The organism is Bacillus sp. ME78 (assembly GCF_903970865.1).
Taxonomy (GTDB): domain Bacteria; phylum Bacillota; class Bacilli; order Bacillales; family Bacillaceae_G; genus Bacillus_A; species Bacillus_A cereus.
In genome coordinates this window covers 179,430-201,616 of sequence record NZ_CAJCKK010000002.1, presented here as the reverse complement: position 1 = coordinate 201,616, position 22,187 = coordinate 179,430, and the positions used below count along the sequence as shown (strand labels likewise).

The window sequence follows — 22,187 nt, the reverse complement described above, 5'->3', positions numbered from 1 at the left end:
TCCATTAGTCTCTTGCTCGAGCAATAATGTGAATCGGCGTTCCTACAAAACCGAACGCTTCACGTAAACGATTCTTTAAGAAGCGCTCATATGAAAAGTGCATTAATTCTGTATCGTTTACAAACACAACAAATGTCGGTGGTTTTACCGCAACCTGTGTCGCATAGAAGATTTTCAGACGGCTACCATTATGAGTCGGTGTTGGATTCATCGCTACCGCATCCATAATTACATCGTTTAATACGTTTGTTTGTACACGGATACTATGGCTTTCATTTACCTCATTGATAACCGGTAATAACGTTTGTGTACGTTTTTTCGTTTTTGCAGATAAGAATACAATCGGTGCATAATCCAAGAATTGGAAATGAGCGCGAATGTTTTCTTCAAATGCTTTCATTGTTTTTTCATCTTTTTTCACTGCATCCCATTTGTTTACAACGATAATAACAGCTCGTCCTGAATCATGAGCATATCCAGCGATTTTTTTATCTTGCTCAATAATTCCTTCTTCTCCGTCTAAAACAACTAAAACAACGTCAGAACGTTCAATCGCTCTAAGTGCACGAAGTACACTATACTTTTCTGTACTTTCATATACTTTTCCTTTTTTACGCATACCAGCTGTATCGATGATTACATAATCTTGATCATCTTTACTATATGGTGTATCGACAGCATCACGCGTCGTTCCTGCGATATTACTTACAATTACACGTTCTTGACCAAGAAGTGCATTTACAAGCGATGATTTCCCTACGTTTGGACGTCCAATTAAAGAGAAACGGATTGTTTCATCGTCATACGCTTCTTCTTCAATCTTTGGAAAATGATTTGCAGCTTCATCTAACAAATCACCAAGTCCTAAACCGTGTGTACCTGAAATCGGGAATGGCTCGCCAAATCCTAATGAATAAAAATCATAAATATCACTACGCATTTCTGGATTATCAACTTTATTTACCGCAAGTACAATTGGTTTTTTAGAACGATACAAAATTTTAGCAACTTCTTCATCCGCTGCAGTTACACCATCGCGACCATTCGTCATAAAAATGATAACATCTGCTTCATCAATCGCAACTTCCGCCTGTTGACGAATTTGTGTCAAGAACGGCTCGTCTCCAATATCAATTCCACCTGTATCAATAATGTTAAACTCATGATTTAACCATTCTCCCGCACTATAAATACGGTCTCGAGTTATACCTGGGATATCTTCTACGATTGAAACTCTTTCTCCAACTATTCTATTGAAAATAGTAGATTTTCCTACGTTCGGGCGGCCTACTATTGCTATTACTGGTTTCGGCATATACTTTCATCCTTTCAACTTGCTTCTGTTTATTATGTAAAAAACCCTTCTTTGTGCAAGAAGGGATTTGCATTCCAGAATATTTCTCAACGTATCAAAACACCTCACATTATAACACACGTTCCTAATGTTTCACAATAATATATACATTCTCTTGTAAGCGATGCGCAATACCATCTAAAATTGCCTCTAAATTATTTGCAACAAATTCTAGTTCCTCCATCGACTCACAAACAAATAAAGGAGCACCACCTGCAAATTTTTCTGGCGCTGTTGTAATAACTGCCAGGATAACGCTTTCTAACATCATCTCTTATCTCCCCTTCCTTTCGGGGCTTCCGATGACATATGGACAGCACTTTCTAACGTTGGTACATTTCCTATGACACTTATTGCTTTCTCTGCATCTTGATCTTGCGGTAAGACAAAAATCCCAACCCTGCCATCCTCTAAATCACGCTTTGCTAACGGTACAAGCGCTGGTGTACCAGAATCTCTATAAATCCCTAACGCCACCGAAACATCGTGTAAAATAGCTTGCCGTTGCCCTAAATTTGAGATTGTCACCATCGCATCAATTGATTTCGGTTTTAATATAAACCCCATGCCATATTTCATAATCTCTTCTTGCCTCACTGGCAATCCAATATTCATAATATAAATATTATCGATATAAAGCCCTGCTCCTTCAAAACGCAGCGGAACATGCTCAATATCTACAAGGTCATGGAGTCTTCTACCAGACATTAATTTTTTCGCAATAAAAAATGCGATTATAGCCATAATTACTCCAGCAATCCATGAACGGAACCCTATATACGCAAACGTCGTTGCAAACGACGTTAACATCGCCAAATAGTTGCGACTTTCAAAAACCAATGCAATCCCTTCAATGTACGTATTTCCACGCGGTACGAGCTCATACCCATCTAATTGTTGAAGTGTATTTCTTTCCATATTACGTACATCACGAAATTGTGTCGCTGCTAACGTAAGAAATGTAATGGCAGAAAAATCTTTTTTCAAAATAGATGGGATTGCAATCGCTCCTAAAGCTGCTGCAATTAACCCCATTGCAATATGAATAATCTTTCCATGTAGCCTCGTCGGATATTGCCGTGTATCCGTCCGAAGCATTAACACCCTTGTAACTGTCCCCGCTATTACGCCGCATAAAATGGCTGGTGTATATTCAGTCATGTATTACCCTCGCCTTTCTTTTACGTGTTTTTCTCTTAAACTGTTCCATGTATACTGATGCTTTTGCAATCCAAAACAATACTGCCATGAATAATGTAGAAACGGCGACGATATCAAAAAATGCTAAACTACCGTAATCATATGGAAAATTCAATTTCCGAAAAATAAATGTCACTAGCAACTCTCCTTGTAACATCCCTACATATAGGGAACATAATCGTAATATGCGATCCCCATGCAATAACACCGATGCATACACAAGAGCACTACTTAGCAGAAACACTCTATCCACCACAATCCAAATCGGATCATATATCTCTAACAGATGAAAACTTGTATATAACATCGCAATAATAAGTGCCGAAAGTAAGCTATATAATTTTTTCCAAACAGAATACAGCGCAATCCCTATAAAAGAAATAATACAAAGTAAAAGAGCATTTACTGATACCATGAATGAGGCGATCGTTACATGTAACGGAGAGCAAATTATAAAAATCAATATACAAGCGCCTAACTTCCACCGAATATGGTCCTTTTTCATAAAAAAGGTTACGACAACCCACCCTATCCAAGCTATAAAATAAAAAGTACTTCCATCCATCTACTTCACCTCCTATGTTTTCCATTATGGGAATTTTTTATGAAAGTTAATCCACTTTATTTACGCATAGTTTTTTCTTATAACAGCAACACTTTTAACAAGGAGGTGTTATTCATTATGGGTAAAGATCGCCAAGAACGAAAACTACGAGAATCACGCCGCGTTGAATCTGATCGTGATCAATCACTACAATATCCAGGTGCAACTGGACTTGATACACCAGAGCAGGCTCGAAAACAAAACCAGCACTAATGAACACAAAAAGACGGTTTCGATATTGTACGAAACCGTCTTTTACATAATCATTTTAATGATTTTTATTTATATCGAAATAATATTTTGTGTACTATATCCTCCTATCACTTCTTTTTACCTCCACCTATTTCCTTTAGAAAATACCAATTCCATTTTATATTACGAGAAAGAAAACAAAACAAAAAAATCAACCGAACGGTTGATTTTTTATCTCCTACTATAATGCGCAGTATCAATACCACGCTGCATTAACCAATGATATGTTTCACCTTTTACAACAAGAGGTACAGACTGCAACTCTTCTATCGTCTTCGCACCAAGAGCTGTCATAATAAATTTCAAATCTGTATGTAGAAGTTCAATTTCATCCACTAATTTCTCGATACCATCTTGCATTAAAATACGTAAAAAGTAACCAGCAAACGCAGTTGTATTCGCCCCTAATGCGATTGCTTTCGCTACGTCAAGCGCTGTCTGTATACCCCCTGATGCAATAAAAGAGAGGTTATTATTTGTAGAGGTTGCTTCAATAATCGAGGTTGCTGTTTGTATGCCCCAGTTATTAAAATAAGAAAGCATTCGCTGTCTTCTTTCATTTTCAACAGCAGCAAAATTCGTACCACCTTGCCCACCAATATCAATTGCCGTTACACCTACGTTCGCTAACTGTTGCATTGTTTCCTTGCTCATCCCAAATCCAACTTCTTTTACAATGACAGGAACTTTACTATTTAAAACAATTTTCTCTATGCGCTGAAGTACACCAGTAAAGTCACGGTCTCCTTCTGGCATCGTTAACTCTTGTATGACATTTAAATGAATTTGCAATGCATTCGCTTCAATCATATCAACGGCACGCTCTGCCTGCTCGATAGTTGCCTCACTACCTAAATTAGCAAAGAAAATACCATTCGGGTTTACCTTTCTAATCACCTTATAAGAAGCAGCCTCACTTTCATCTTTTAACGCCGCCATTTGCGACCCTACAGCCATAGCAAGGTTATGCTGTTTCGCTACATATGCTAATTGCTCATTAATATGTAACGTTTTCTCTCCTCCACCACCAGTCATCGCATTGATAAAAATCGGCGAACTTAGTGAAAGTTCGCCGATTTTTGTTTCACATGTTATTGTGTCATAATTTGAATTTGGCAAGCTTTGATGCACAAAATCAATATCATGAAAGCCATGCGTACGAGACTGACCAGTAGAAAGAGCGTATTCAATATGATCTAATTTACGTTTTGCCCTTACCACTTGTACCCCTCATTATTTCTTTAATTTTTTCAGTTGTTCACCAATAATATCACTTAATTGGAAAGTAGCAGAATCAGCATTTGGCTCATACTGACTATAATCTTCAATTACATTATTTTCCTCAAGCGCTTCTTTTATACTTAAAGAAATACGTTTCTCTGCTACGTGAACTTCAAGTACTTTCACTTTTACTTCTTGTCCCATTTCCAATACTTCATTCGGGTTTTTCACGTGACGATTTGCAATTTGAGATACGTGTACTAGTCCTTCAACGCCAGGTAAAATCTCAACGAATGCACCAAATGTAACAAGGCGTTTTACTACTCCCTCACGAATATCTCCAGCTTTTATTTCGCCAGCAACGTTTTCCCAAGGTCCTGGTTGAGCCGCTTTAATTGATAAAGAAATACGTTGTGTATCAGCATCAACAGATAACACCTTCACCTTAACCTTTTGACCTTGCTCTAATACTTCAGAAGGTTGCTCTACACGTTCGTGTGAAATTTGTGAAATGTGAACTAAACCGTCCACGCCACCAACGTTAACGAAAGCACCAAAGTCAGTTAATCGTTGCACTGTTCCTTCAACAACGTCACCTTCTTTTAATGAAGAAATTGCTTCTTTTTTCTTAGAATCTAGTTCTAATTCTACTACCGCTTTATGCGAAAGGATTACACGATTTTTTTCACGGTCTAATTCAACAATTTTCACCGCTAATGTTTTACCTTTATAGTCAGTAAAGTCTTCTACATAATGTACTTCTACAAGTGAAGCTGGAATAAAACCGCGAACACCAAGGTCCACAACTAATCCGCCATTCACAATATCTTTTACAGTAACATCAAATACATGACCAGAAGTAAATTTCTCTTGTAATTCTACCCATGCTTTTTCTGCATCAACAGCACGTTTAGATAAGACAAGATCATCTTCTTCTAATTTAATAATTTTCAACTCTAGTGTTTGATCTAATTCTACAACATCGCTTGCTTTTTCAATATGAACGTTAGCTAATTCACTAATTGGAATTACGCCATCTGTTTTGTATCCAACATTTACAAGCACTTGTTTCTCTTCAACTTTCGTTACAGAACCTGTAACAACGTCACCAACTTGTAATTCTTTTGAATCCATAACTTCTTCATTCATTTTCTCTACCATGGAAATACCTCCCTACAGAATTGACAAAGCATTTTTTTATGTATATACGAAATGAAAACAAAGTTTTCATTTGCATGTTTAAGAATCTCTCATCACATACTCTTTTTCAATACCATTCACAAGAAAATATATTAAACCTATATAAATAGTATACAGCAAAACCAGCTTGAAAAAAGTATGTTTTGAAATATAATAGCGAATATATTCTGACAGTTTTATTCCTCTTTAACTAACTTCTTACAAATTACCTCATTTGTCAAGGAAAGAGACTCACAATTCACGTATCCTTTACATTTCTATTTCAACAAAAAAAGAAAGAGGATTATCCCCTTTCTTTATTTCGCAAACACTCCTGAAACAATACTCATAATTTTTTGGACAACTTCTTCAATTGATAAAGAAGTCGTATCTAATTCCAATGCATCATCAGCCTTTTTTAGTGGAGAAACTTCGCGTTCTGAATCTAATTTATCACGCTGAGCAATTTCTTCTTTTAGCTGCTCTAAATTAGAATCGAAACCTTTATTTAAATTTTCTAAATGCCTTCTTTCCGCTCTTTCTTCAACAGAAGCAAGCATAAAGATTTTCACTTCAGCATCCGGTAATACATGTGTACCAATATCACGGCCGTCCATTACAACGCCGCCTTTTTTCGCTAACTCTTGCTGACGACGTACCATTTCTTCACGAACAAGGCGATGCTTCGCTACAATAGATACTCGATTCGTCACATCAGGTGTACGGATTACTTCAGAAACATCTTGTCCATTCAAAAATACAAGCTGCGTATTTTCTCCTTGTTGAAATTCAATATTTACATTCTTTACAACTTCCATTAACTGTTCTTCATTTTCAATATCTACTTTTTGTTCAAGGGCTGCATATGTAAGCGTACGGTACATCGCGCCTGTATCAATATAAACGTAAGAAAGTTCCTTCGCAACAACTTTTGCCACTGTACTTTTCCCAGCAGCTGCTGGACCATCTATAGCAATTGAAATTCGTTTATCCATTGTAACACCTCATTTTTTCACTTATAAAACAAAACGAAAAGCAGGTGTTCACCCTGCTTCTTTTCATTTGCTTCACGTCATTAAATCCTCAATTATTGTAGCATAATCCTTCATAGAAGAAAATGAAAACTACCTATTCACCTGCAAGATTTCTGCTTTATTTTTTACCATGACACCTTCGTAATAAACAATTTTAGATAAATATTTCACTGATGACTTATGTATAAATAACAATTGTACAACAGAAAGACAAATGAATTGTATTATTAATATACGAATAAAAATTCTCTCCATCTTTTTCAACATAATTGCCCCCTCCTATACTATATTTGCACATTTCGTTTCGTGATTTTATACATCGTACATATAGCAGTTAATTTTATTGTCATTTTCGAGGCATACTTTTATACATTTCCATTGTCGAATTTACTCAAAACATGTTATGTTCTAAATGTATTTTTTTACTTGAAAGGGGTATAAGCATTGAAAAGAATCCTAGTTTTACACACAGGTGGAACAATTGCAATGGAGGAAGATAAAGAAACTGGGGTCGTACAACCAGGTGAAAAAAATCCTCTTTTAAAATTCATTCCTGATTTAGAAGGTGATGTTGATTTAATCGTTGAAGATGTGTTCCATCTACCATCTCCTCATATGACACCGAGCGAAATGTTACAATTACAAGTCATCATTGATGAAAGAGTAAAACAAGACAACATTCATGGCGTAGTCATTACGCATGGTACGGATACATTAGAAGAAACAGCTTATTTCTTAGATTTAACAGTACAAGCAACCATTCCGATTGTTGTGACAGGTGCAATGCGCTCTAGCAATGAGTTAGGTGCTGATGGTCTATATAACTTCTTATCAGCTGTAAAAGTTGCTAGTTGTGATGAAGCTGCAGAAAAAGGTGTTTTAGTCGTATTAAACGACGAAATTCATTGCGCTACAAATGTAACGAAAACACATACAAGTAATGTCGCAACATTCCAAAGCCCACAATATGGACCAATTGGAATGGTAACAAAACGCGGTGTTGTCTTCCATCACGCTTTAGTACATCACGAAACATATACGATAAACAAAGTATCTAAAAATGTAGTTGTTCTAAAAGCATATGCCGGCATGGATGATACATTATTAGCAGCAATCGAAAATCTTCCTGTAGACGGTATTGTTATCGAAGCGCTTGGACAAGGTAATCTACCTCCAAGAACACTTCCTAGTCTAGAACGATTATTAAATAAAGGTATTCCTGTCGTATTAGTTTCTCGCTGTTTCAACGGTATCGTTCAAGACGTATATTCGTATGAAGGTGGCGGTAAACACTTAAAAGATATGGGCATTGTATTCACATACGGCTTAAATGCACAAAAAGCACGCATTAAATTACTTGTCGCATTAGAGAATACAAATTCTCATGAATCCATTCAAAATATGTTTATGCACGAATAAAAAGGAGCTGTCGAGGTTTTCCCGACAGCTCCTTTTTATTTTTCTCTTGATGCAATAGTTTGTGCAATCGCATCTCCATGAAATCTACCGTTCTCGATAAATATTTCATTTGCATTATTTCCAGCAGCTATGACACCTGCAATGAAAATATTTTCAGCATTCGTTTCCATTCTATCCTCTGTATAAATTGGACGTCCTGTTTCTTCATCAATCTTAACACCCATCTTTGTTAAGAAGCTATGATCAGGATGATAACCAGTCATCGCAAATACAAAATCATTTTGGATTGTAAAATCTTCACCATCAACTGTAAACGTTAATGTATGCTCAGTAATTTCTTTCACATGAGCCCCGAAATGCATTTGAATTGTGTCGTTTCGTACTAACGCCTCAAATTCCGGCAAAATCCAAGGCTTTATGCTTGGTGAATACTCACTTCCACGATACAGTACCGTTACACGCGCACCAGCTTTAACAAGTTCTAACGCGGCATCTACACTCGAGTTTTTCCCACCTATAACTACTACATCTCGATCAAAATAAGGATGCCCCTCTTTAAAATAGTGAGCTACTTTCTTCAATTCCTCACCTGGAACATTCATATAATTTGGATTATCATAATATCCAGTTGCTACAACAATATATTTCGCTATATATATTTCTTTACTTCCGTCACGCTTTGTCGTCTCAACCTGAAAAACTTCTCCATCGTTTTGAACTTTCTCCACTCGCTCAAAAGCATTTACACGTACAGATTTACGTTTTACTACTTCACGATAATACGCAAGCGCTTGATTTCGAACTGGCTTACGATTTTCTGTAATAAAAGCTACATCACCAATTTCTAATTTTTCACTAGAAGAGAAAAATGTTTGATGAGTTGGATAATTATAAATGGCATTTACAATGTTTCCTTTTTCAATTACTAACGGATTTATCCCTACCTTTTGCAACGAAATCGCTGCCGCTAATCCGCACGGACCGCCTCCGATTATAATAACTGTTTCTTTCTGCATACTCGTCCACTCCTAGTCTTCTACCAATACACTATTTATAAAAACAAGAAAAAACCTACTTACAGCAGTAGGCACCTATCTTTATTGTATTCATTTTTCATATATTTGTCATCTAAACGAAACGTACATCCGATAGACATCTGCTAAAAACTGCTGAAATTTAATACCTTGTTTCCCTAATACATTCTCAGGATCAATCTTTCTAGCTGGATCAAGCGTTTTATGTGACACGATATCTTTTTTCGGATTTAAACCAAAATTTTGGCATAAATACGCATGATACCATGTAAAACGATTATATGCTTCCCAAAAGTTAACATCACCGCCATAACAAAGTTCCACTCCAATGGCCGCCTTATTCGCGTCATAGCCGTATAAGTCATTATCCGTCGGCACACCATATCGAACATGATATGCAACTTCATTTATAGGAATAATCTCCAATATTGTTTTATCATCTATAAATGTATGCGCCGAAGCTTTCGGTTGTAATTCATTAAAGTAATCTCGATTTCCTATCGCATTGCTTCCAGGATTCCCCGTATCATGACTTACAATAAATCTCACTTTAGTTAGAGGAATCCCCGGTCGTGAACTTCCATATCCTATATAGTTGCGCTCTATAGGAAACATCGCCATTGCTACCAACTCCCGCTCTAGAAGATTACCTTACTTCCTTATATATGTATTCGGTAGCAATGTCCTTATCGCATATTTCTTACGCGAAGAGAAAATCGAAAATATTTGAAGTGAACACCATAAACAACAAGATACTTACCGCCACTCCATAAAAACCGTAAAACCAAACACAATCTTCTTTCGTATCTAAACCGAAAAATTTGTTTACCGATTGTAATAATGTGCCACGCTTGCTTTGTTTGTTTCGTAATACTTCCACTCGCTCTACAACATCTGCTGGCATCATAAATCTTTGGTCTACTGTCATTTTCATCATTTATCTCTCCTTAAAATCATTTCCGTTTTGTTTATCTAAGGAGAGTATAGCACGTTTGTTCGCATAGAACAAGCGTTCTTTTTATTTTTATTTTATTTTATTTTTCAGCAAGCCAAGTAAAAATTGAGATTACAACGGCAATAATCGGCCCTACTACAACCATACCAAATATCAAAAACAGTAGCCCTTCCCCGAATATCCGAACAGTACTTATTTTTCGAGCTTTCACCGTGCTTGCAAGTTCTCCCTCTAACCTCTTAACCTTTTCTTCTAATTGTTCTACTCGTTCCAGCATTTCATTCTCCATATACAACACCTCATTTAATACTTCAACAAAAAAACGTGATTCCCTCGAAAGGAAATCACGTTTTCTCAATATATAATATTTTATACCCAACCTCTGAAGCGGCTTGCTTCAGCCATTTTACGAACACCAATCATGTACGCCGCTAAGCGCATGTTCACTTTACGAACTTGTGCTGTTTCATAAATAGAATCAAATGATTTTACCATTACTTTTTCTAAACGTTGTTCTACTTCTTCTTCAGTCCAGTAGTAACCTTGGTTATTTTGTACCCACTCAAAGTAAGATACCGTTACACCACCAGCACTTGCTAATACGTCTGGAACAAGTAAAATTCCGCGATCTGTTAAAATTTTAGTCGCTTCTAATGTTGTTGGACCATTTGCAGCTTCAACAACGATTTTCGCTTTAATATCATTAGCATTTTCTTCTGTAATTTGGTTCTCAATTGCAGCTGGAACTAAAATATCGCAATCAAGCTCTAACAATTCTTTGTTTGAAATTGTATTGTTAAATAGCTTTGTTACTGTACCGAAGCTATCACGACGGTCTAATAAATAATCAATATCTAATCCGTTTGGATCATGTAAAGCGCCGTAAGCATCTGAGATTGCAATAACTTTCGCACCTGCATCATGCATAAATTTAGCTAAGAAGCTACCAGCATTACCGAACCCTTGAACAACAACGCGTGCACCCTTAATATCAATGCCACGTTTTTTCGCAGCTTCGCGAATACAAATTGTTACACCTTTCGCAGTTGCTGTTTCACGTCCATGTGATCCACCTAATACAAGCGGTTTACCTGTAATAAATCCTGGTGAATTAAATTCATCAATACGGCTATACTCATCCATCATCCATGCCATAATTTGAGAGTTTGTGAATACATCTGGAGCTGGAATATCTTTCGTCGGACCTACGATTTGGCTAATTGCTCGTACATAACCGCGGCTTAATCTTTCTAACTCACGGAATGACATTTCACGTGGATCACAGATAATTCCACCCTTACCTCCACCATATGGTAAATCAACAATACCACATTTTAAACTCATCCAGATTGAAAGTGCTTTCACTTCATTTTCTGTTACATTCGGATGGAAGCGAATTCCACCTTTCGTTGGACCAACAGCATCATTATGTTGTGCACGATATCCTGTAAATATTTTAACAGTCCCGTCATCCATACGAACTGGTATTTTCACTGTCATCATACGAATTGGTTCTTTTAATAATTCATATACTTCGTTTGGATAACCCAATTTTTCTAACGCTTCACTAATAACAATTTGTGTTGAATTCAATAGTTCAAAATGTTGTTCCCTTTGTTGTTGTGTTTTTGTTTGAGTTCCCTTTTCGGCTACCATAGTAAGTAAACCCCCTGTAATTTCACTTGTTTAGTAAACCTTCATTGCCTAGTATACACCCTTAAATTTGGAATGCAATAGAAAACGCTAACAAATATATACAAACTATTTTCTGTTGCAAGCGTTTTCACTATTATTATAGTCCTTTTATTACTTTTAGAAAAGTAAAATACTTAAATATTTAAATATTTTTTATTTTCCTCAGCGACGCTCCCATAAAACTGCATATTTTATTTTCAAAAAGTATGTTCGCGTATTTACTATCATCCCTTCCCTTATCCAAATAAAAACAAAACCTCAGCTATGTTGTATTAGCTGAGGTTTTGTTTTTTCACAAAGTAATTGTGTATTTGTTCTATCGCGTTAAAATCCATTAATTCTTTACCGTACTCCATGATGCGATAAATAGTTGCTGTAGACGGATTGCCGTATTCCGCTAAAATAGCTATAAAATCCGCTTTTAACAATTGAATTTGTTCCTCTTCTTCCACCCAAAGATAGAAGCGCTCATCCCACGTATATAGCTTTCCGCCAGTTACACCAAGGTTATATAAGCGATTCGACAGGTTAATTATGTCATCTAGCGTAGCAAACTCATATAATATATGTTCACTTTCATCTAGAGTCACTTGCATTTCAATAAACTCGTCACGGAACTCATCATCCGTATCCATTTCTTGATTTTCTTTCGTTACAATTACAACCATCCCTTGTGCTTGTAGAGAAAACACTTCAACTGCAATCGGACCATCTGCTTCAAATCCTAATTCCTTATTTGCTTCTTGCATCATATCACGAAATAATTGCTGTACTTTCGGCGCATTTCTCCATAAATCTTCTTTCGTTAATCCTCGTTCAGATAAATCATCAAATGTTAGAAAAATTTTTATCTTATTGTAATTTAATCGTTCCAGCCTCATCTCATACCCTCCCTACGTAACCAATGCATCTAATTTTTATTATATGAAATAGAAAATAGATGGTTCTTTTCGAACAACTATTCCGACATTTTTAACCATTCATCCCATTCTTCTTTCGTATCACCAATTAAGATTGTTTCAATGTCCAACTGGTTTAGAACGCCTAGCTTTCCGATAAATCCAACAGAAAGAGATTCCCTTTTTTCTTGTAATACATTTATAAAGTTCATCGTCTTTTTCATTTCTAGTTCGTCAGCAAAAGATACAAACACATATTTCGGCTGTATTTCCTCTACCGCTGACAACATACCATCTTCAGCTAAGCTTGTCCTAATATATATCGCCTCATATCCTTTTAAGCGTAAATAAGTTGAAAAAATAAATCCTTTCAATGCATTCTTTTCTAACACAATAACTTTGTGTAAAGAAGAAAACATTGAGGCATTGTGATACACCATCCCTAGACGCGTTTGTAAAAATGATAGTGCATATTGAAATTGCACCATTGAAATCTCATTATTATTTTTTGACGTTAATAATTTGTCTGTCACTCGAAGAACGATACTGGCAACAACCTTTTCTGTTGAATATATACTAAAAGCTTCGTTTAATAATGCAGCAATTGTAATTTCATCAAATTTTAACAAAGCTTGTAGCAAATCGTCCACTAAAACAACTTCTTTATCGCAATGTATCTCTTTTTGAACTGTACTCTGCAAACGATTCTCTTCTAATAACTGAACTGCTTGTCCAATCATCATACCGGAAGAAACTTTTTCCATTAACCATTTTAAAATTTGAATATGCTCTTCTGTATATAAACGATGTCCAGCTTGATTCCGCTTTGGGGCAATAATTTGATATCGTCTTTCCCATGCGCGAAGCGTACTCGGCTGAACTCCAATTATATTTGAAACAGCTTTTATATTATATTTTCCACTAAGAGTTGGCATCATTTCCCTCCGCACAATGTAATAATATGTGTTTGAGCAGGCGCTCGGAAACGAAGTGGTATCAATGTTGTTCCGTACCCATTACTAACAAAGAGAATCGTATTCAAATGGTTATATACGCCACCTTTTAAATATTTTTTAGATGGGAATAATCGGATTTGTCCTCCATGCGTATGTCCACTTAATACAAGTGAGATCTGTTCATTTCCAGACATCTTTTTTATTATATCAGGGTTGTGACTAACTAAGATACGAAAACCATCTTCTTTACAATCCGCCAATGCCAAATCTAAACGATCACGGTGCAATCCAACATCATCTATACCGAGCAAACAAATTTTCTCGCCTAATTCAGACTCAAATACCACTCTTGTATTATCTAAAACTTTTACGTTATTTTCTAATAATAAAGCATCTAATTCATGATATTCTATCTCATAATCATTGTTTCCCCACACAAAATATACAGGAGCTATCTCTCTTAACTTTTGAATATTGGCAGAGATTTTTGATAAAGAGACTCCTTTCTCTGCTAAATCTCCTCCGATAATTACGAGATCTACTTTTCCTTTTACTTGTTCAATTAACAAATTCGAAATGACTCTTCTATGAATATCAGAAATAAAAAACACATTTACTTTTTGAAAACTTTTCGGAAATTCTTTAAATACTAAAGTATGTTCCAACACTGTATTACGCATCGCTTCTTTATACATCACAAGAAGTAATAAAATCCCCATTCCTATGAGAGTACTGAATAATATAATCCATATCATATTTTTTACTCCCCTCATCATAAAGATAACCCTAGGCTTTTATAACAAACTGCGTTCGCCTAATTCACTAGCTCTCTTGCTTTGTGGACTTATCTTTTATCGGAATTTTTAATTCTTGACCTGCACTCACTTCATCTTCTTGCAAGTTATTATACTTTTTAATTACTTCAACCCCATTTTCATCTGAAAAATATTGCTTCGCTATACTTTCTAAAGTTTCTCCCTCTTTCACAGTATGCGTTATCGCTTTTTCAGACTGTTTCTGCGACTCAGATTTAGCTGAATCAAAGAAGATTACTTCAAACGCACTTTTCCCGGCATTATTACTATCGCCCTTCACCTGAATATATTTATCCGTATACCACAAAATACTAATCGGCAGCAGAATGAATAGAAATGTTAAAACCCGGACGAAAATATGATTTATTTTAAACTTTTGTTTTTTCTCTTTATTTCTATGAATTTCACTACGCGGCGGTAAACTTTCTTTTTCTTCTACTCGCTCAACTTCTAATTCCTCTTCAAAATCAGGAATTCGTTTCCTCATGTTGTTCACCACCACCTTCCATTTATTTTCTTAATTGGAGTCCCATTATAAAATCAACAAGAAAGTGTGCAAAGATTGTTATAAACAAATTCCCTGTCCATTCAAATACATAACCAAAGACAAAACTAATGAAACAGACGAAACAAAACAAAAATGGCTTTGCTATATAACGAATATGTAACACTGCAAATACGAAACTCGCAATTACAATTCCAAAATGAGTCTGCACTACACCTCTAAATAAAAATTCTTCTGCAAAACCGATTACGAACGTAATAATGAGTAAATGCAGAACCGACATTCCTCGAAACATCTTATCGTTAATACCACCATCATCAAACCAAGACTCTGGAAACACTCGCATTGCAACATAATCTAATAACACAATACCAATCGCTAACAAACCACCTATAATAAGTATAGATACTGGTTCCCATCTCCATAAATTAAACACTTCTTTTACATCTTGAAATAATATATATGCTAGTAAACAGCCAATACCGATAATAATTAACTGTGTTATATATAGATTCAGCCTTATTTCCTGCGGACTCATATCTTCAACATTATGCCTTTGAATGTTCATCATTCCCCCATCTTTTCTAGGCCGAAAAGCTTTTGTAACTCTGTTTCCCAATTATAGTCGAAATCCGATTGTTGCGCTCGTCTTTTTTTATAATCTTCTTTTGTAATACCACAATAATCACAGCAATTATTTAACTCTTTCTCTTTCCTATAACCGAACTGTTGCAGCACATATTCACGTCTACATCCTTTAACTCGTATCCATGACTTCATATTTTCTAGCTCACTATATTTATTACGCAACCTTATTTCTACTTCAGCTATTAATCGGTTCATAATTTCATCTGACAAACCCTCTAATAATAATCTTCGTTGTTGTATAATTCCAACCTGTTCGAGATGATAACGAACGAAACGCCAATATTGCTCATTAAATCTTGCTGCATTATAACAAATTTCTTCTACATCTTCTATTGGTAATTCTTTCGTTTGAAACATTCTTTCTTGTAGTAAAGAAAATAAAAATTGTATTTGCGACTTACTTGGCAATTCATCCTCAATGATTGAAATTGGTAAATCATGATCCAACGGACTACACAATAAAATAGCTATACTCGGTTCGCCATCTCTTCCAGCTCTTCCGATTTCTTGTAAGTAAGAAGCTATATTAGTTGGATAATGAAAATGAATAATATATTGCGTATTCGCCTTATTTACCCCCATACCAAATGCACTTGTACATATTACAAGCTGCAATTGATCGTTCATAAACTGTTGTTGAATTAACATACGCTCTTCATGTTCCATACCACCATGATAAAAAGCTACACCAGTAACACCTTTTCCTCTCAAGTATTCCGTTAACCTTTCTGTCCACGCTCTACTTGAACAATATACAATTCCCGGCCCTTGTAAATACATCACCTGCTCCAAAAGCGCCTCTTTCTTTTCTTCTATCGTCTCTACAAATTGCACCTCCATTGCAATATTAGGACGGTCAATAGAGTATACATGTTCCGCGGCACCCTTTAAATTTAAACTGTCTGCGATATCTTGTAGTACCCCTTTTGTCGCTGTGGCTGTCAATGCTAATACTGTAGGAGAACCAATATTTTCAATAACTACATTTAGTTTCTTATAGTCCGGTCTAAAATCATAACCCCATTGAGAAATACAATGAGCCTCATCAACAACAAATAATGAAATATGAATTTTCTTCAATTCCCTAATTAATAACTCCGACTGTAACATCTCTGGTGAAACAAAAATAAATTTATATGAAGATAATTTTTTCATCGCTTCTCTTTTTTCATTTAATGTCCGAAAACTATTAAATGCTATCACTCGGTTTTTCACAACATACTTTAATTGTGTCACTTGATCTTCCATTAAAGATAATAACGGTGATACAACAAGCACTGTTCCTTCTCGCATAAGCCCCGGAAACTGATAGCACATAGATTTCCCTCTTCCAGTCGGAAGCATTGCTATCACATCTTTTCCTTCTAATAAATCTGTAATAACTCCTTTTTGACCTGGACGAAATTCAGAATATCCAAACCACTTATATAAATATTCTTCAAGTTTCATTTACACCCTCCATCCGCGCTAATACAAGACGAACTTCAAAATAAGAGATATCTTCTCCAACCGCTTGTTTCAAAACACGTAACTTCCGCGTTTGTAATGCTTCAATTACTTTTATTACTTTGTCTATCTTTTCTTTTTCCATAAACATTTCAATAGAAAAATCTTTTTCTCGCAAAGCAATTTCAACAAAATGATCTTCTATCGTTGCAACCTTTAAATTCCGAATCGTCGCTATTTCTTCTAAAGAACGCCCTTGTCTCCAAAAATTATATGTTTTTTTCGTGGATAAACTAAATAATTCAGCTCTCTCATTTGGATAAGATATAATTTCAGCTAATAGTGGAAATTCATTTTCTTTATCACGAACTTCTTGTATAAAGAAATGCATTGTACCCCAAAATAAAAAATACACCCTGAATATATCTTGTTTCGTAATTTCTGCTAATTGTTGCAATGTACAACCAATACGTTCATAGCCCGTTAGTCGATATGTTACAATCGTCGCTTCTATCGCATTACTCTTTTCCAAAAGATTATGTACTTCCGTCCATAGTTTCCTCGCCAACTCACTTCTTTTATATGGCCTTCCTGTTAGAAAACGTTTTACCCACATCATTATTTCTGTATCTTGTTGAATTGGGATAAACTTCGTATTATTCTGTTGTAAATTTGATATGGTTTGAATAATCAATGATAATCTTTTCCAAAATGTTTCACCTAATTCACCATAATGTAAACCATGCAAATGTGCTGGAAAAGCATAAACTTCCTCCCATTTATGTAACTGCATTTTACCCGTAGGTGTTAACACATATGTATTTTCATGTATTTCTTGAATAAAATCCGCTTGCAACAACTTTACAACTTCACCATCATAGTCATTTCTATTTAATGATTTATATATTCCGAATAAAAAAGAAATCCGGAACATATTTCCATCTTGTAAAGTTTGCGAAGAACGTTTGCCCTTTAGTAAATAATAAATAGAAGAAACGGTTCTTTCACCATTCAATTGTTTTAAACAATGCAACAAAGTATATTGTATTTGCATGACCGCTTCCACCTTCCAATCTTAACTTCATTCTTTTCAGTACAATTACACTATCTACTGTCGCTCATTAAACTTATCATATAAGAACTATATACTTGTATATATTCTATTGTATCAAACGAAATCACATTTACGTATTTTGAAAATCTTATGACATAATTCAAAAATAAGTTGACACTCTAATTGATAAGCATTATCATTATAATTTTATGTTGAAAAGTTTCACAAACCGTTTTACAATAAGGTTATAATTTTTATGGCGAGCTTTTCACATACATATTATCAGGAGGGAAAAAAGATGGCAAAATATACAATCGTTGATAAAGATACTTGTATTGCATGTGGTGCTTGTGGCGCTGCTGCACCAGACATTTATGACTATGATGATGAAGGTATTGCATTTGTAACATTAGACGATAACCAAGGTATCGTTGAAATTCCAGATGTATTAATTGAAGATATGATGGATGCATTCGAAGGCTGTCCAACTGACTCAATTAAAGTTGCTGACGAATCATTCGACGGAGACGCTTTAAAATTCGAATAGTCTTTTATTAACTTCAAAAAACGCCCCTCATATTGATGAGGGGCGTTTTTTGTATCTCAATTTTATTTTCCTTAATAAAAAACCATTAGTAGTTCCACACTACTAATGGTTTTAATATATATTATGCATTTTTCATTTTTGCAAACACCCATACTTTCAGGCGTGAGAATAATGCTACAAATACAATTGTTACAACAATTCCTTTAATTAAATTAAATGGTAAGATTGCCGTTACAACCGTTGTTCTGATAGCTTCGCTAGACATAGCCGGTGAATTTAAAAACCAAGTGTAAGCCGGGAATATGATGATGTAGTTTAATACACTCATAATAAGTGCCATTGTAATTGTCCCTAGCATTAATCCTGTCGTTAAACTCTTCACAGTACGATACTTTCTAAATAAGAAAGCTGCTGGTCCAATAAATAAACATCCTGCAATAAAGTTTGCAATTTCTCCAACTGGTACTCCTGTTAAACTTCCTTGAATCCCGTAATGTAAAATGTTCTTTATCGCCTCTACAATCACTCCTGCTACTGGTCCAAAGATAATTGCTGCAATTAGAGCTGGTACATCACTAAAATCAATTTTCAAAAATGGCGGAAGCCCTGGGAACGGGAAATCCAACATCATTAGTAAATATGCAATACTACTTAGCATCGCTACACTCACCATCTGCACTACACTGTTTTTTTGTTTCATCTTTCTCTCTCCTTTTCCATCGATCATCTCATGGAAAGTGGAAAGGTTCTGCTATGCCTATTTTTTCATAGAACGAAAAAACCCTTTGTGTTTTACACAAAGGGAGAATTTAAGGCACATCAAACAGACGTTCAAATCCATATCTTTTTTGAACGCTTGAACCTCCATCTTCTCCCATCCAGACTATACTGTCGGCTTTGGAATCACACCAAATCCTGCCTTAACGGCTCGCGGGCTTAGAACAAAATCATAAATAGTTCATCACCGCCGGTCGGGATTTTCACCCTGCCCCGAAGATAGACCGATATTCTATTTTCCCCTTCATTATACAACAACCTCATAACATTGTGAACTAAAAAATTGTAACTTATTTAAAATTAGTTATTTATTTTTCGTAACAACAAATGAATTGCGAAATATTTTACAATACAATCCATATTTTTTATTATTCGGCATTTCTCTTTTGAATTACCTAGTCATATATAATTAAAAGTGATAAGATATTGAATTGTTAAGATAAGAACATTTTCTGAGTTATGGAGGAAATGTCATGAAAAAAGAAAAGAGACATTCTATTCGAGAAGCAATGAAAAAAAACTTAAGAAAAGAATACTTTTACTTAAAAAAAGAATTACTTTTCTACTGCCCAATTGATTTAGGCACATTCTCAAACGAGACATACTATGCTACTTTCGATGAAGATGGCATCAGTATTTATCAGTATGATAAGAAAACAGAAAGTAAATTAAAATTGTGTGAGCGTCATCCGTGGAAGAGTTGGAGTAAAGTGAAGATTGATCACTATTTGACAACTTCTCAATTTATTTTTCAGGGTGAGCGAAATTGGATCTTATCTCTTTTTCAAAAAGGAAAAGAAGCTCAAAAAATTATTGAAGAGCATACATCTTTACAAACAGAAGTTGTTTCCCGCTCTTTCTTAAAAAAACTTCCTGGCTTTCGTTCTAATACACCACTGAATAAATACATCGGTAGCATTTGTTACACTGCACTTATTGCATTTTTATTAAAATGGATGATTCCATTTCAAGCACCACAAATCGCCCTGTATTCTATTTCGATTGGTTGTATGCTTCTTGGCCTACTTTGTTTGACAATCGGTTTAATTGAACCGACTATCGTACTGTTTCGAACAAAAGAGAAAACAAGAACAAAAGTTTTTTACTTATATAGCTATTTAGCTATTTCTGGATTTATATGTGTCTTTATTTTTTGGTAAAAGAAACCGTCCCAAAATAAATTTTGGGACGGTTTTCTTTTAAATATAGATACTCTAATTCACTCAATACTTCTAGGAGAAGCGCCCATATAATTTCATTTACATTGAACCTTATTTAAGAATATTCAAAGTTTAATTTTTGAGACGTTGCCTTTACTTAACATATAATTGTTGATTAGGATAAATTAGCTCTTGCTGCAATCCATTTTTTTCTTTAATTTCCTTAAGTGTCATACTAAATTTCCGTGCAATACTAACTAAAGTATCCCCTTTTTGTACGACATATAATGATGAAGAAACAACTTCATTTCTTTGTTCACTTAAAACAAGCAATGGGTTCATCGCATTCTTTTTCGCCATCGTCCATCTTCCTTGATGAAGTTCTAGATGTAAGTGTGCACCTCGCGATTCTCCCGTGTTCCCTACTTCTCCAATTTTTTCTCCTTTTGAAATATAATCCCCTTGAACTACATATCTCTTATTTAAATGTGCATACACAGCCTCATATTCTCCATGTTTAATAAATATAACGTTTCCATAACTACTTGAATAATAAGACTTTGTTACCTTCCCTTCTTGAATAGCTGACACAGGCGTGCCGATTGGTGCCGCTATATCTATACCGTAGTGTTTTCCGTGTCTTGTCCCAAAATAATCACTTATCTGTCCTTCAACAGGCCATGCCCATTGATTTCCCTCTGCGTACACATGTAATTGAGATAAAAACAGTACTGTCAATAACATAACGCCGTATTTTAAAACTTTCATATACATCCTCCGTTTTCTAATTACCACCATACCTTCTCTATTTTGGTATATTACAGAAAAAAGTATACAAAAAAGAAAGTGAATCACTCCACTTCCTTCTCTTTCTTATCACGAAAAACGATTGCACTGCGATTATACTCTACATCTTTTACTTGTAATCGAGCGTTTATTACTCTAGCTACTGCAAATAAATAGTCAGATAATCTATTTACATACTTTAAAACAACTTCATTTATTTTCCCTTCTTTTTGTAAGGACACGATACATCGTTCTGCTCGCCTTACAACTGTACGTGCAATATGAATAGCAGCTGCCGACTCGCTTCCACCTGGTAAAATAAAGCGCTCTAGCGGCGGTGCTTCTTCTATATACGAATCAATCCTACTTTCTAAGTTTTCGACCATTTCAATTTTTACTTTATAAGGTATCTTCTCGCCTACTATCGCCAAGTCTCCCCCGCAATCAAATAGTTCATGTTGAATCGTTTCAAGTTCATTGTAAATATCTCCGAAAGGCCCGCCTTGTAGTTTAGTCATTGCATATCCGATATGAGAATTCGCCTCGTCTATTGTTCCATACGCTTCCACACGGATATCATCTTTATCAACCCTACCACCTATTACACTTGTCGTTCCTTTATCTCCTGTTTTTGTATATAATTTCAT

27 protein-coding genes and 1 riboswitch are annotated in these 22,187 nt (G+C 35.3%); of the genes, 4 read left to right on the top strand and 23 right to left on the bottom strand.

Annotated features, from left to right (window positions below; genetic code table 11):
• Positions 1–4: 4 nt before the first annotated feature.
• The 4 genes from engA to H6481_RS04690 form a co-directional block, all read right to left on the bottom strand.
• Positions 5–1,315, bottom strand: a complete 1,311-nt coding sequence (gene engA / locus H6481_RS04705; protein ID WP_001125890.1) for a ribosome-associated GTPase EngA — start codon at positions 1,313–1,315, stop codon at positions 5–7.
• A 124-nt stretch (positions 1,316–1,439) separates the two neighbouring features.
• Complete coding sequence (locus H6481_RS04700) at positions 1,440–1,625, bottom strand: hypothetical protein (protein ID WP_000979048.1); 186 nt, start codon at positions 1,623–1,625, stop codon at positions 1,440–1,442.
• Positions 1,622–2,515, bottom strand: coding sequence for a YIEGIA family protein (locus tag H6481_RS04695; RefSeq protein ID WP_000141599.1), 894 nt, complete (start codon positions 2,513–2,515; stop codon positions 1,622–1,624). The genes H6481_RS04700 and H6481_RS04695 overlap by 4 nt, the downstream gene beginning before the upstream one ends.
• Positions 2,508–3,119 carry a hypothetical protein gene (locus H6481_RS04690; protein ID WP_002093921.1) on the bottom strand — a complete coding sequence of 204 codons (612 nt, stop codon included), beginning with the start codon at positions 3,117–3,119 and terminating at the stop codon, positions 2,508–2,510. The genes H6481_RS04695 and H6481_RS04690 overlap by 8 nt, the downstream gene beginning before the upstream one ends.
• Positions 3,120–3,236: 117 nt before the next feature.
• On the opposite strand from H6481_RS04690, the gene H6481_RS04685 reads away from it, so the two are divergent.
• Complete coding sequence (locus tag H6481_RS04685) at positions 3,237–3,371, top strand: YpzI family protein (protein WP_000513900.1); 135 nt, start codon at positions 3,237–3,239, stop codon at positions 3,369–3,371.
• A gap of 210 nt (positions 3,372–3,581) precedes the next feature.
• Here the strand turns inward: H6481_RS04685 and H6481_RS04680 are convergent, their stop codons facing one another.
• From H6481_RS04680 to H6481_RS04665, 4 genes are all read right to left on the bottom strand, one after another.
• Positions 3,582–4,631, bottom strand: coding sequence for a type 2 isopentenyl-diphosphate Delta-isomerase (locus H6481_RS04680; protein ID WP_000251041.1), 1,050 nt, complete (start codon positions 4,629–4,631; stop codon positions 3,582–3,584).
• Positions 4,632–4,643: 12 nt separating this feature from the next.
• Positions 4,644–5,792 (bottom strand): 30S ribosomal protein S1, encoded by a 1,149-nt coding sequence (gene rpsA, locus H6481_RS04675; RefSeq protein WP_000229558.1) that lies wholly within the window; start codon positions 5,790–5,792, stop codon positions 4,644–4,646.
• A 335-nt stretch (positions 5,793–6,127) separates the two neighbouring features.
• A complete protein-coding gene (cmk, locus tag H6481_RS04670) occupies positions 6,128–6,805 on the bottom strand; it encodes a (d)CMP kinase (RefSeq protein ID WP_000361252.1) in 678 nt (225 codons plus the stop codon).
• 129 nt (positions 6,806–6,934) lie between these two features.
• Positions 6,935–7,108, bottom strand: a complete 174-nt coding sequence (locus H6481_RS04665) for a YpfB family protein (RefSeq protein ID WP_023521499.1) — start codon at positions 7,106–7,108, stop codon at positions 6,935–6,937.
• A 180-nt stretch (positions 7,109–7,288) separates the two neighbouring features.
• Between H6481_RS04665 and ansA the strand changes: the two genes are divergently transcribed.
• Complete coding sequence (gene ansA, locus H6481_RS04660) at positions 7,289–8,263, top strand: asparaginase (protein WP_000822009.1); 975 nt, start codon at positions 7,289–7,291, stop codon at positions 8,261–8,263.
• 35 nt (positions 8,264–8,298) lie between these two features.
• Here the strand turns inward: ansA and H6481_RS04655 are convergent, their stop codons facing one another.
• The 12 genes from H6481_RS04655 to H6481_RS04600 form a co-directional block, all read right to left on the bottom strand.
• A complete protein-coding gene (locus H6481_RS04655; RefSeq protein ID WP_001168518.1) occupies positions 8,299–9,279 on the bottom strand; it encodes a YpdA family putative bacillithiol disulfide reductase in 981 nt (326 codons plus the stop codon).
• A 108-nt stretch (positions 9,280–9,387) separates the two neighbouring features.
• Positions 9,388–9,918, bottom strand: coding sequence for an N-acetylmuramoyl-L-alanine amidase (locus H6481_RS04650; protein ID WP_001240655.1), 531 nt, complete (start codon positions 9,916–9,918; stop codon positions 9,388–9,390).
• Between the two features lie 79 nt (positions 9,919–9,997).
• The gene (locus H6481_RS04645; protein WP_001983018.1) at positions 9,998–10,234 is read right to left on the bottom strand and encodes a DUF3961 domain-containing protein; all 237 of its coding nucleotides are present in this window, start codon (positions 10,232–10,234) and stop codon (positions 9,998–10,000) included.
• A 97-nt stretch (positions 10,235–10,331) separates the two neighbouring features.
• Positions 10,332–10,541 (bottom strand): hypothetical protein, encoded by a 210-nt coding sequence (locus tag H6481_RS04640; protein WP_120459952.1) that lies wholly within the window; start codon positions 10,539–10,541, stop codon positions 10,332–10,334.
• Positions 10,542–10,621: 80 nt separating this feature from the next.
• Positions 10,622–11,908 carry an NAD-specific glutamate dehydrogenase gene (gene gudB / locus H6481_RS04635; protein ID WP_000225172.1) on the bottom strand — a complete coding sequence of 429 codons (1,287 nt, stop codon included), beginning with the start codon at positions 11,906–11,908 and terminating at the stop codon, positions 10,622–10,624.
• Positions 11,909–12,219: 311 nt separating this feature from the next.
• The gene (locus H6481_RS04630; RefSeq protein WP_001235398.1) at positions 12,220–12,828 is read right to left on the bottom strand and encodes a genetic competence negative regulator; all 609 of its coding nucleotides are present in this window, start codon (positions 12,826–12,828) and stop codon (positions 12,220–12,222) included.
• Between the two features lie 77 nt (positions 12,829–12,905).
• Positions 12,906–13,781, bottom strand: coding sequence for a MerR family transcriptional regulator (locus H6481_RS04625; protein WP_001142715.1), 876 nt, complete (start codon positions 13,779–13,781; stop codon positions 12,906–12,908).
• Complete coding sequence (locus H6481_RS04620; protein ID WP_000637796.1) at positions 13,781–14,557, bottom strand: metallophosphoesterase; 777 nt, start codon at positions 14,555–14,557, stop codon at positions 13,781–13,783. Before H6481_RS04620 ends, H6481_RS04625 begins: the two co-directional genes overlap by 1 nt.
• Positions 14,558–14,624: 67 nt before the next feature.
• The gene (locus tag H6481_RS04615) at positions 14,625–15,104 is read right to left on the bottom strand and encodes a LysM peptidoglycan-binding domain-containing protein (RefSeq protein WP_001231555.1); all 480 of its coding nucleotides are present in this window, start codon (positions 15,102–15,104) and stop codon (positions 14,625–14,627) included.
• 22 nt (positions 15,105–15,126) lie between these two features.
• Positions 15,127–15,690, bottom strand: coding sequence for a CPBP family intramembrane glutamic endopeptidase (locus tag H6481_RS04610; RefSeq protein WP_063546930.1), 564 nt, complete (start codon positions 15,688–15,690; stop codon positions 15,127–15,129).
• Positions 15,690–17,219 carry an ATP-dependent DNA helicase RecQ gene (recQ, locus tag H6481_RS04605; RefSeq protein ID WP_016082279.1) on the bottom strand — a complete coding sequence of 510 codons (1,530 nt, stop codon included), beginning with the start codon at positions 17,217–17,219 and terminating at the stop codon, positions 15,690–15,692. The genes H6481_RS04610 and recQ overlap by 1 nt, the downstream gene beginning before the upstream one ends.
• A complete protein-coding gene (locus H6481_RS04600) occupies positions 17,209–18,270 on the bottom strand; it encodes a helix-turn-helix domain-containing protein (RefSeq protein WP_001167017.1) in 1,062 nt (353 codons plus the stop codon). Before H6481_RS04600 ends, recQ begins: the two co-directional genes overlap by 11 nt.
• 298 nt (positions 18,271–18,568) lie before the next feature.
• Here H6481_RS04600 and H6481_RS04595 point away from each other — a divergent pair, with 298 nt between their 5' ends.
• Entirely contained in the window at positions 18,569–18,817 is a 249-nt protein-coding gene (locus H6481_RS04595) for a ferredoxin (protein ID WP_001151993.1), read from the top strand.
• A gap of 121 nt (positions 18,818–18,938) precedes the next feature.
• Here H6481_RS04595 and H6481_RS04590 read toward each other — a convergent pair whose 3' ends face one another.
• Entirely contained in the window at positions 18,939–19,517 is a 579-nt protein-coding gene (locus tag H6481_RS04590; protein ID WP_000810856.1) for an ECF transporter S component, read from the bottom strand.
• 162 nt (positions 19,518–19,679) lie between these two features.
• Positions 19,680–19,819, bottom strand: a riboswitch (FMN riboswitch).
• Positions 19,820–20,067: 248 nt separating this feature from the next.
• Between H6481_RS04590 and H6481_RS04585 the strand changes: the two genes are divergently transcribed.
• Positions 20,068–20,754 (top strand): hypothetical protein, encoded by a 687-nt coding sequence (locus H6481_RS04585; RefSeq protein ID WP_000711798.1) that lies wholly within the window; start codon positions 20,068–20,070, stop codon positions 20,752–20,754.
• Positions 20,755–20,907: 153 nt separating this feature from the next.
• Here H6481_RS04585 and H6481_RS04580 read toward each other — a convergent pair whose 3' ends face one another.
• Positions 20,908–21,522, bottom strand: a complete 615-nt coding sequence (locus tag H6481_RS04580; protein ID WP_000866228.1) for a peptidoglycan DD-metalloendopeptidase family protein — start codon at positions 21,520–21,522, stop codon at positions 20,908–20,910.
• Positions 21,523–21,605: 83 nt separating this feature from the next.
• On the bottom strand, positions 21,606–22,187 hold the full coding sequence (locus H6481_RS04575) for a cob(I)yrinic acid a,c-diamide adenosyltransferase (protein ID WP_000781271.1): 582 nt from the start codon (positions 22,185–22,187) through the stop codon (positions 21,606–21,608).

Excerpts from the sequence above, each read along its gene's own strand:
- engA (WP_001125890.1), bottom strand. The coding sequence starts at position 1,315 with ATGCCGAAACCAGTAATAGCAATAGTAGGCCGCCCGAACGTAGGAAAA.
- H6481_RS04700 (WP_000979048.1), bottom strand. The coding sequence starts at position 1,625 with ATGATGTTAGAAAGCGTTATCCTGGCAGTTATTACAACAGCGCCAGAA.
- H6481_RS04695 (WP_000141599.1), bottom strand. The coding sequence starts at position 2,515 with ATGACTGAATATACACCAGCCATTTTATGCGGCGTAATAGCGGGGACA.
- H6481_RS04690 (WP_002093921.1), bottom strand. The coding sequence starts at position 3,119 with ATGGATGGAAGTACTTTTTATTTTATAGCTTGGATAGGGTGGGTTGTC.
- H6481_RS04685 (WP_000513900.1), top strand. The coding sequence starts at position 3,237 with ATGGGTAAAGATCGCCAAGAACGAAAACTACGAGAATCACGCCGCGTT.
- rpsA (WP_000229558.1), bottom strand. The coding sequence starts at position 5,792 with ATGGTAGAGAAAATGAATGAAGAAGTTATGGATTCAAAAGAATTACAA.
- cmk (WP_000361252.1), bottom strand. The coding sequence starts at position 6,805 with ATGGATAAACGAATTTCAATTGCTATAGATGGTCCAGCAGCTGCTGGG.
- H6481_RS04655 (WP_001168518.1), bottom strand. The coding sequence starts at position 9,279 with ATGCAGAAAGAAACAGTTATTATAATCGGAGGCGGTCCGTGCGGATTA.
- H6481_RS04650 (WP_001240655.1), bottom strand. The coding sequence starts at position 9,918 with ATGGCGATGTTTCCTATAGAGCGCAACTATATAGGATATGGAAGTTCA.
- H6481_RS04645 (WP_001983018.1), bottom strand. The coding sequence starts at position 10,234 with ATGATGAAAATGACAGTAGACCAAAGATTTATGATGCCAGCAGATGTT.
- H6481_RS04640 (WP_120459952.1), bottom strand. The coding sequence starts at position 10,541 with ATGGAGAATGAAATGCTGGAACGAGTAGAACAATTAGAAGAAAAGGTT.
- gudB (WP_000225172.1), bottom strand. The coding sequence starts at position 11,908 with ATGGTAGCCGAAAAGGGAACTCAAACAAAAACACAACAACAAAGGGAA.
- H6481_RS04630 (WP_001235398.1), bottom strand. The coding sequence starts at position 12,828 with ATGAGGCTGGAACGATTAAATTACAATAAGATAAAAATTTTTCTAACA.
- H6481_RS04625 (WP_001142715.1), bottom strand. The coding sequence starts at position 13,781 with ATGCCAACTCTTAGTGGAAAATATAATATAAAAGCTGTTTCAAATATA.
- H6481_RS04620 (WP_000637796.1), bottom strand. The coding sequence starts at position 14,557 with ATGATATGGATTATATTATTCAGTACTCTCATAGGAATGGGGATTTTA.
- H6481_RS04615 (WP_001231555.1), bottom strand. The coding sequence starts at position 15,104 with ATGAGGAAACGAATTCCTGATTTTGAAGAGGAATTAGAAGTTGAGCGA.
- H6481_RS04610 (WP_063546930.1), bottom strand. The coding sequence starts at position 15,690 with ATGAACATTCAAAGGCATAATGTTGAAGATATGAGTCCGCAGGAAATA.
- recQ (WP_016082279.1), bottom strand. The coding sequence starts at position 17,219 with ATGAAACTTGAAGAATATTTATATAAGTGGTTTGGATATTCTGAATTT.
- H6481_RS04600 (WP_001167017.1), bottom strand. The coding sequence starts at position 18,270 with ATGCAAATACAATATACTTTGTTGCATTGTTTAAAACAATTGAATGGT.
- H6481_RS04595 (WP_001151993.1), top strand. The coding sequence starts at position 18,569 with ATGGCAAAATATACAATCGTTGATAAAGATACTTGTATTGCATGTGGT.
- H6481_RS04590 (WP_000810856.1), bottom strand. The coding sequence starts at position 19,517 with ATGAAACAAAAAAACAGTGTAGTGCAGATGGTGAGTGTAGCGATGCTA.
- H6481_RS04585 (WP_000711798.1), top strand. The coding sequence starts at position 20,068 with ATGAAAAAAGAAAAGAGACATTCTATTCGAGAAGCAATGAAAAAAAAC.
- H6481_RS04580 (WP_000866228.1), bottom strand. The coding sequence starts at position 21,522 with ATGAAAGTTTTAAAATACGGCGTTATGTTATTGACAGTACTGTTTTTA.
- H6481_RS04575 (WP_000781271.1), bottom strand. The coding sequence starts at position 22,187 with ATGAAATTATATACAAAAACAGGAGATAAAGGAACGACAAGTGTAATA.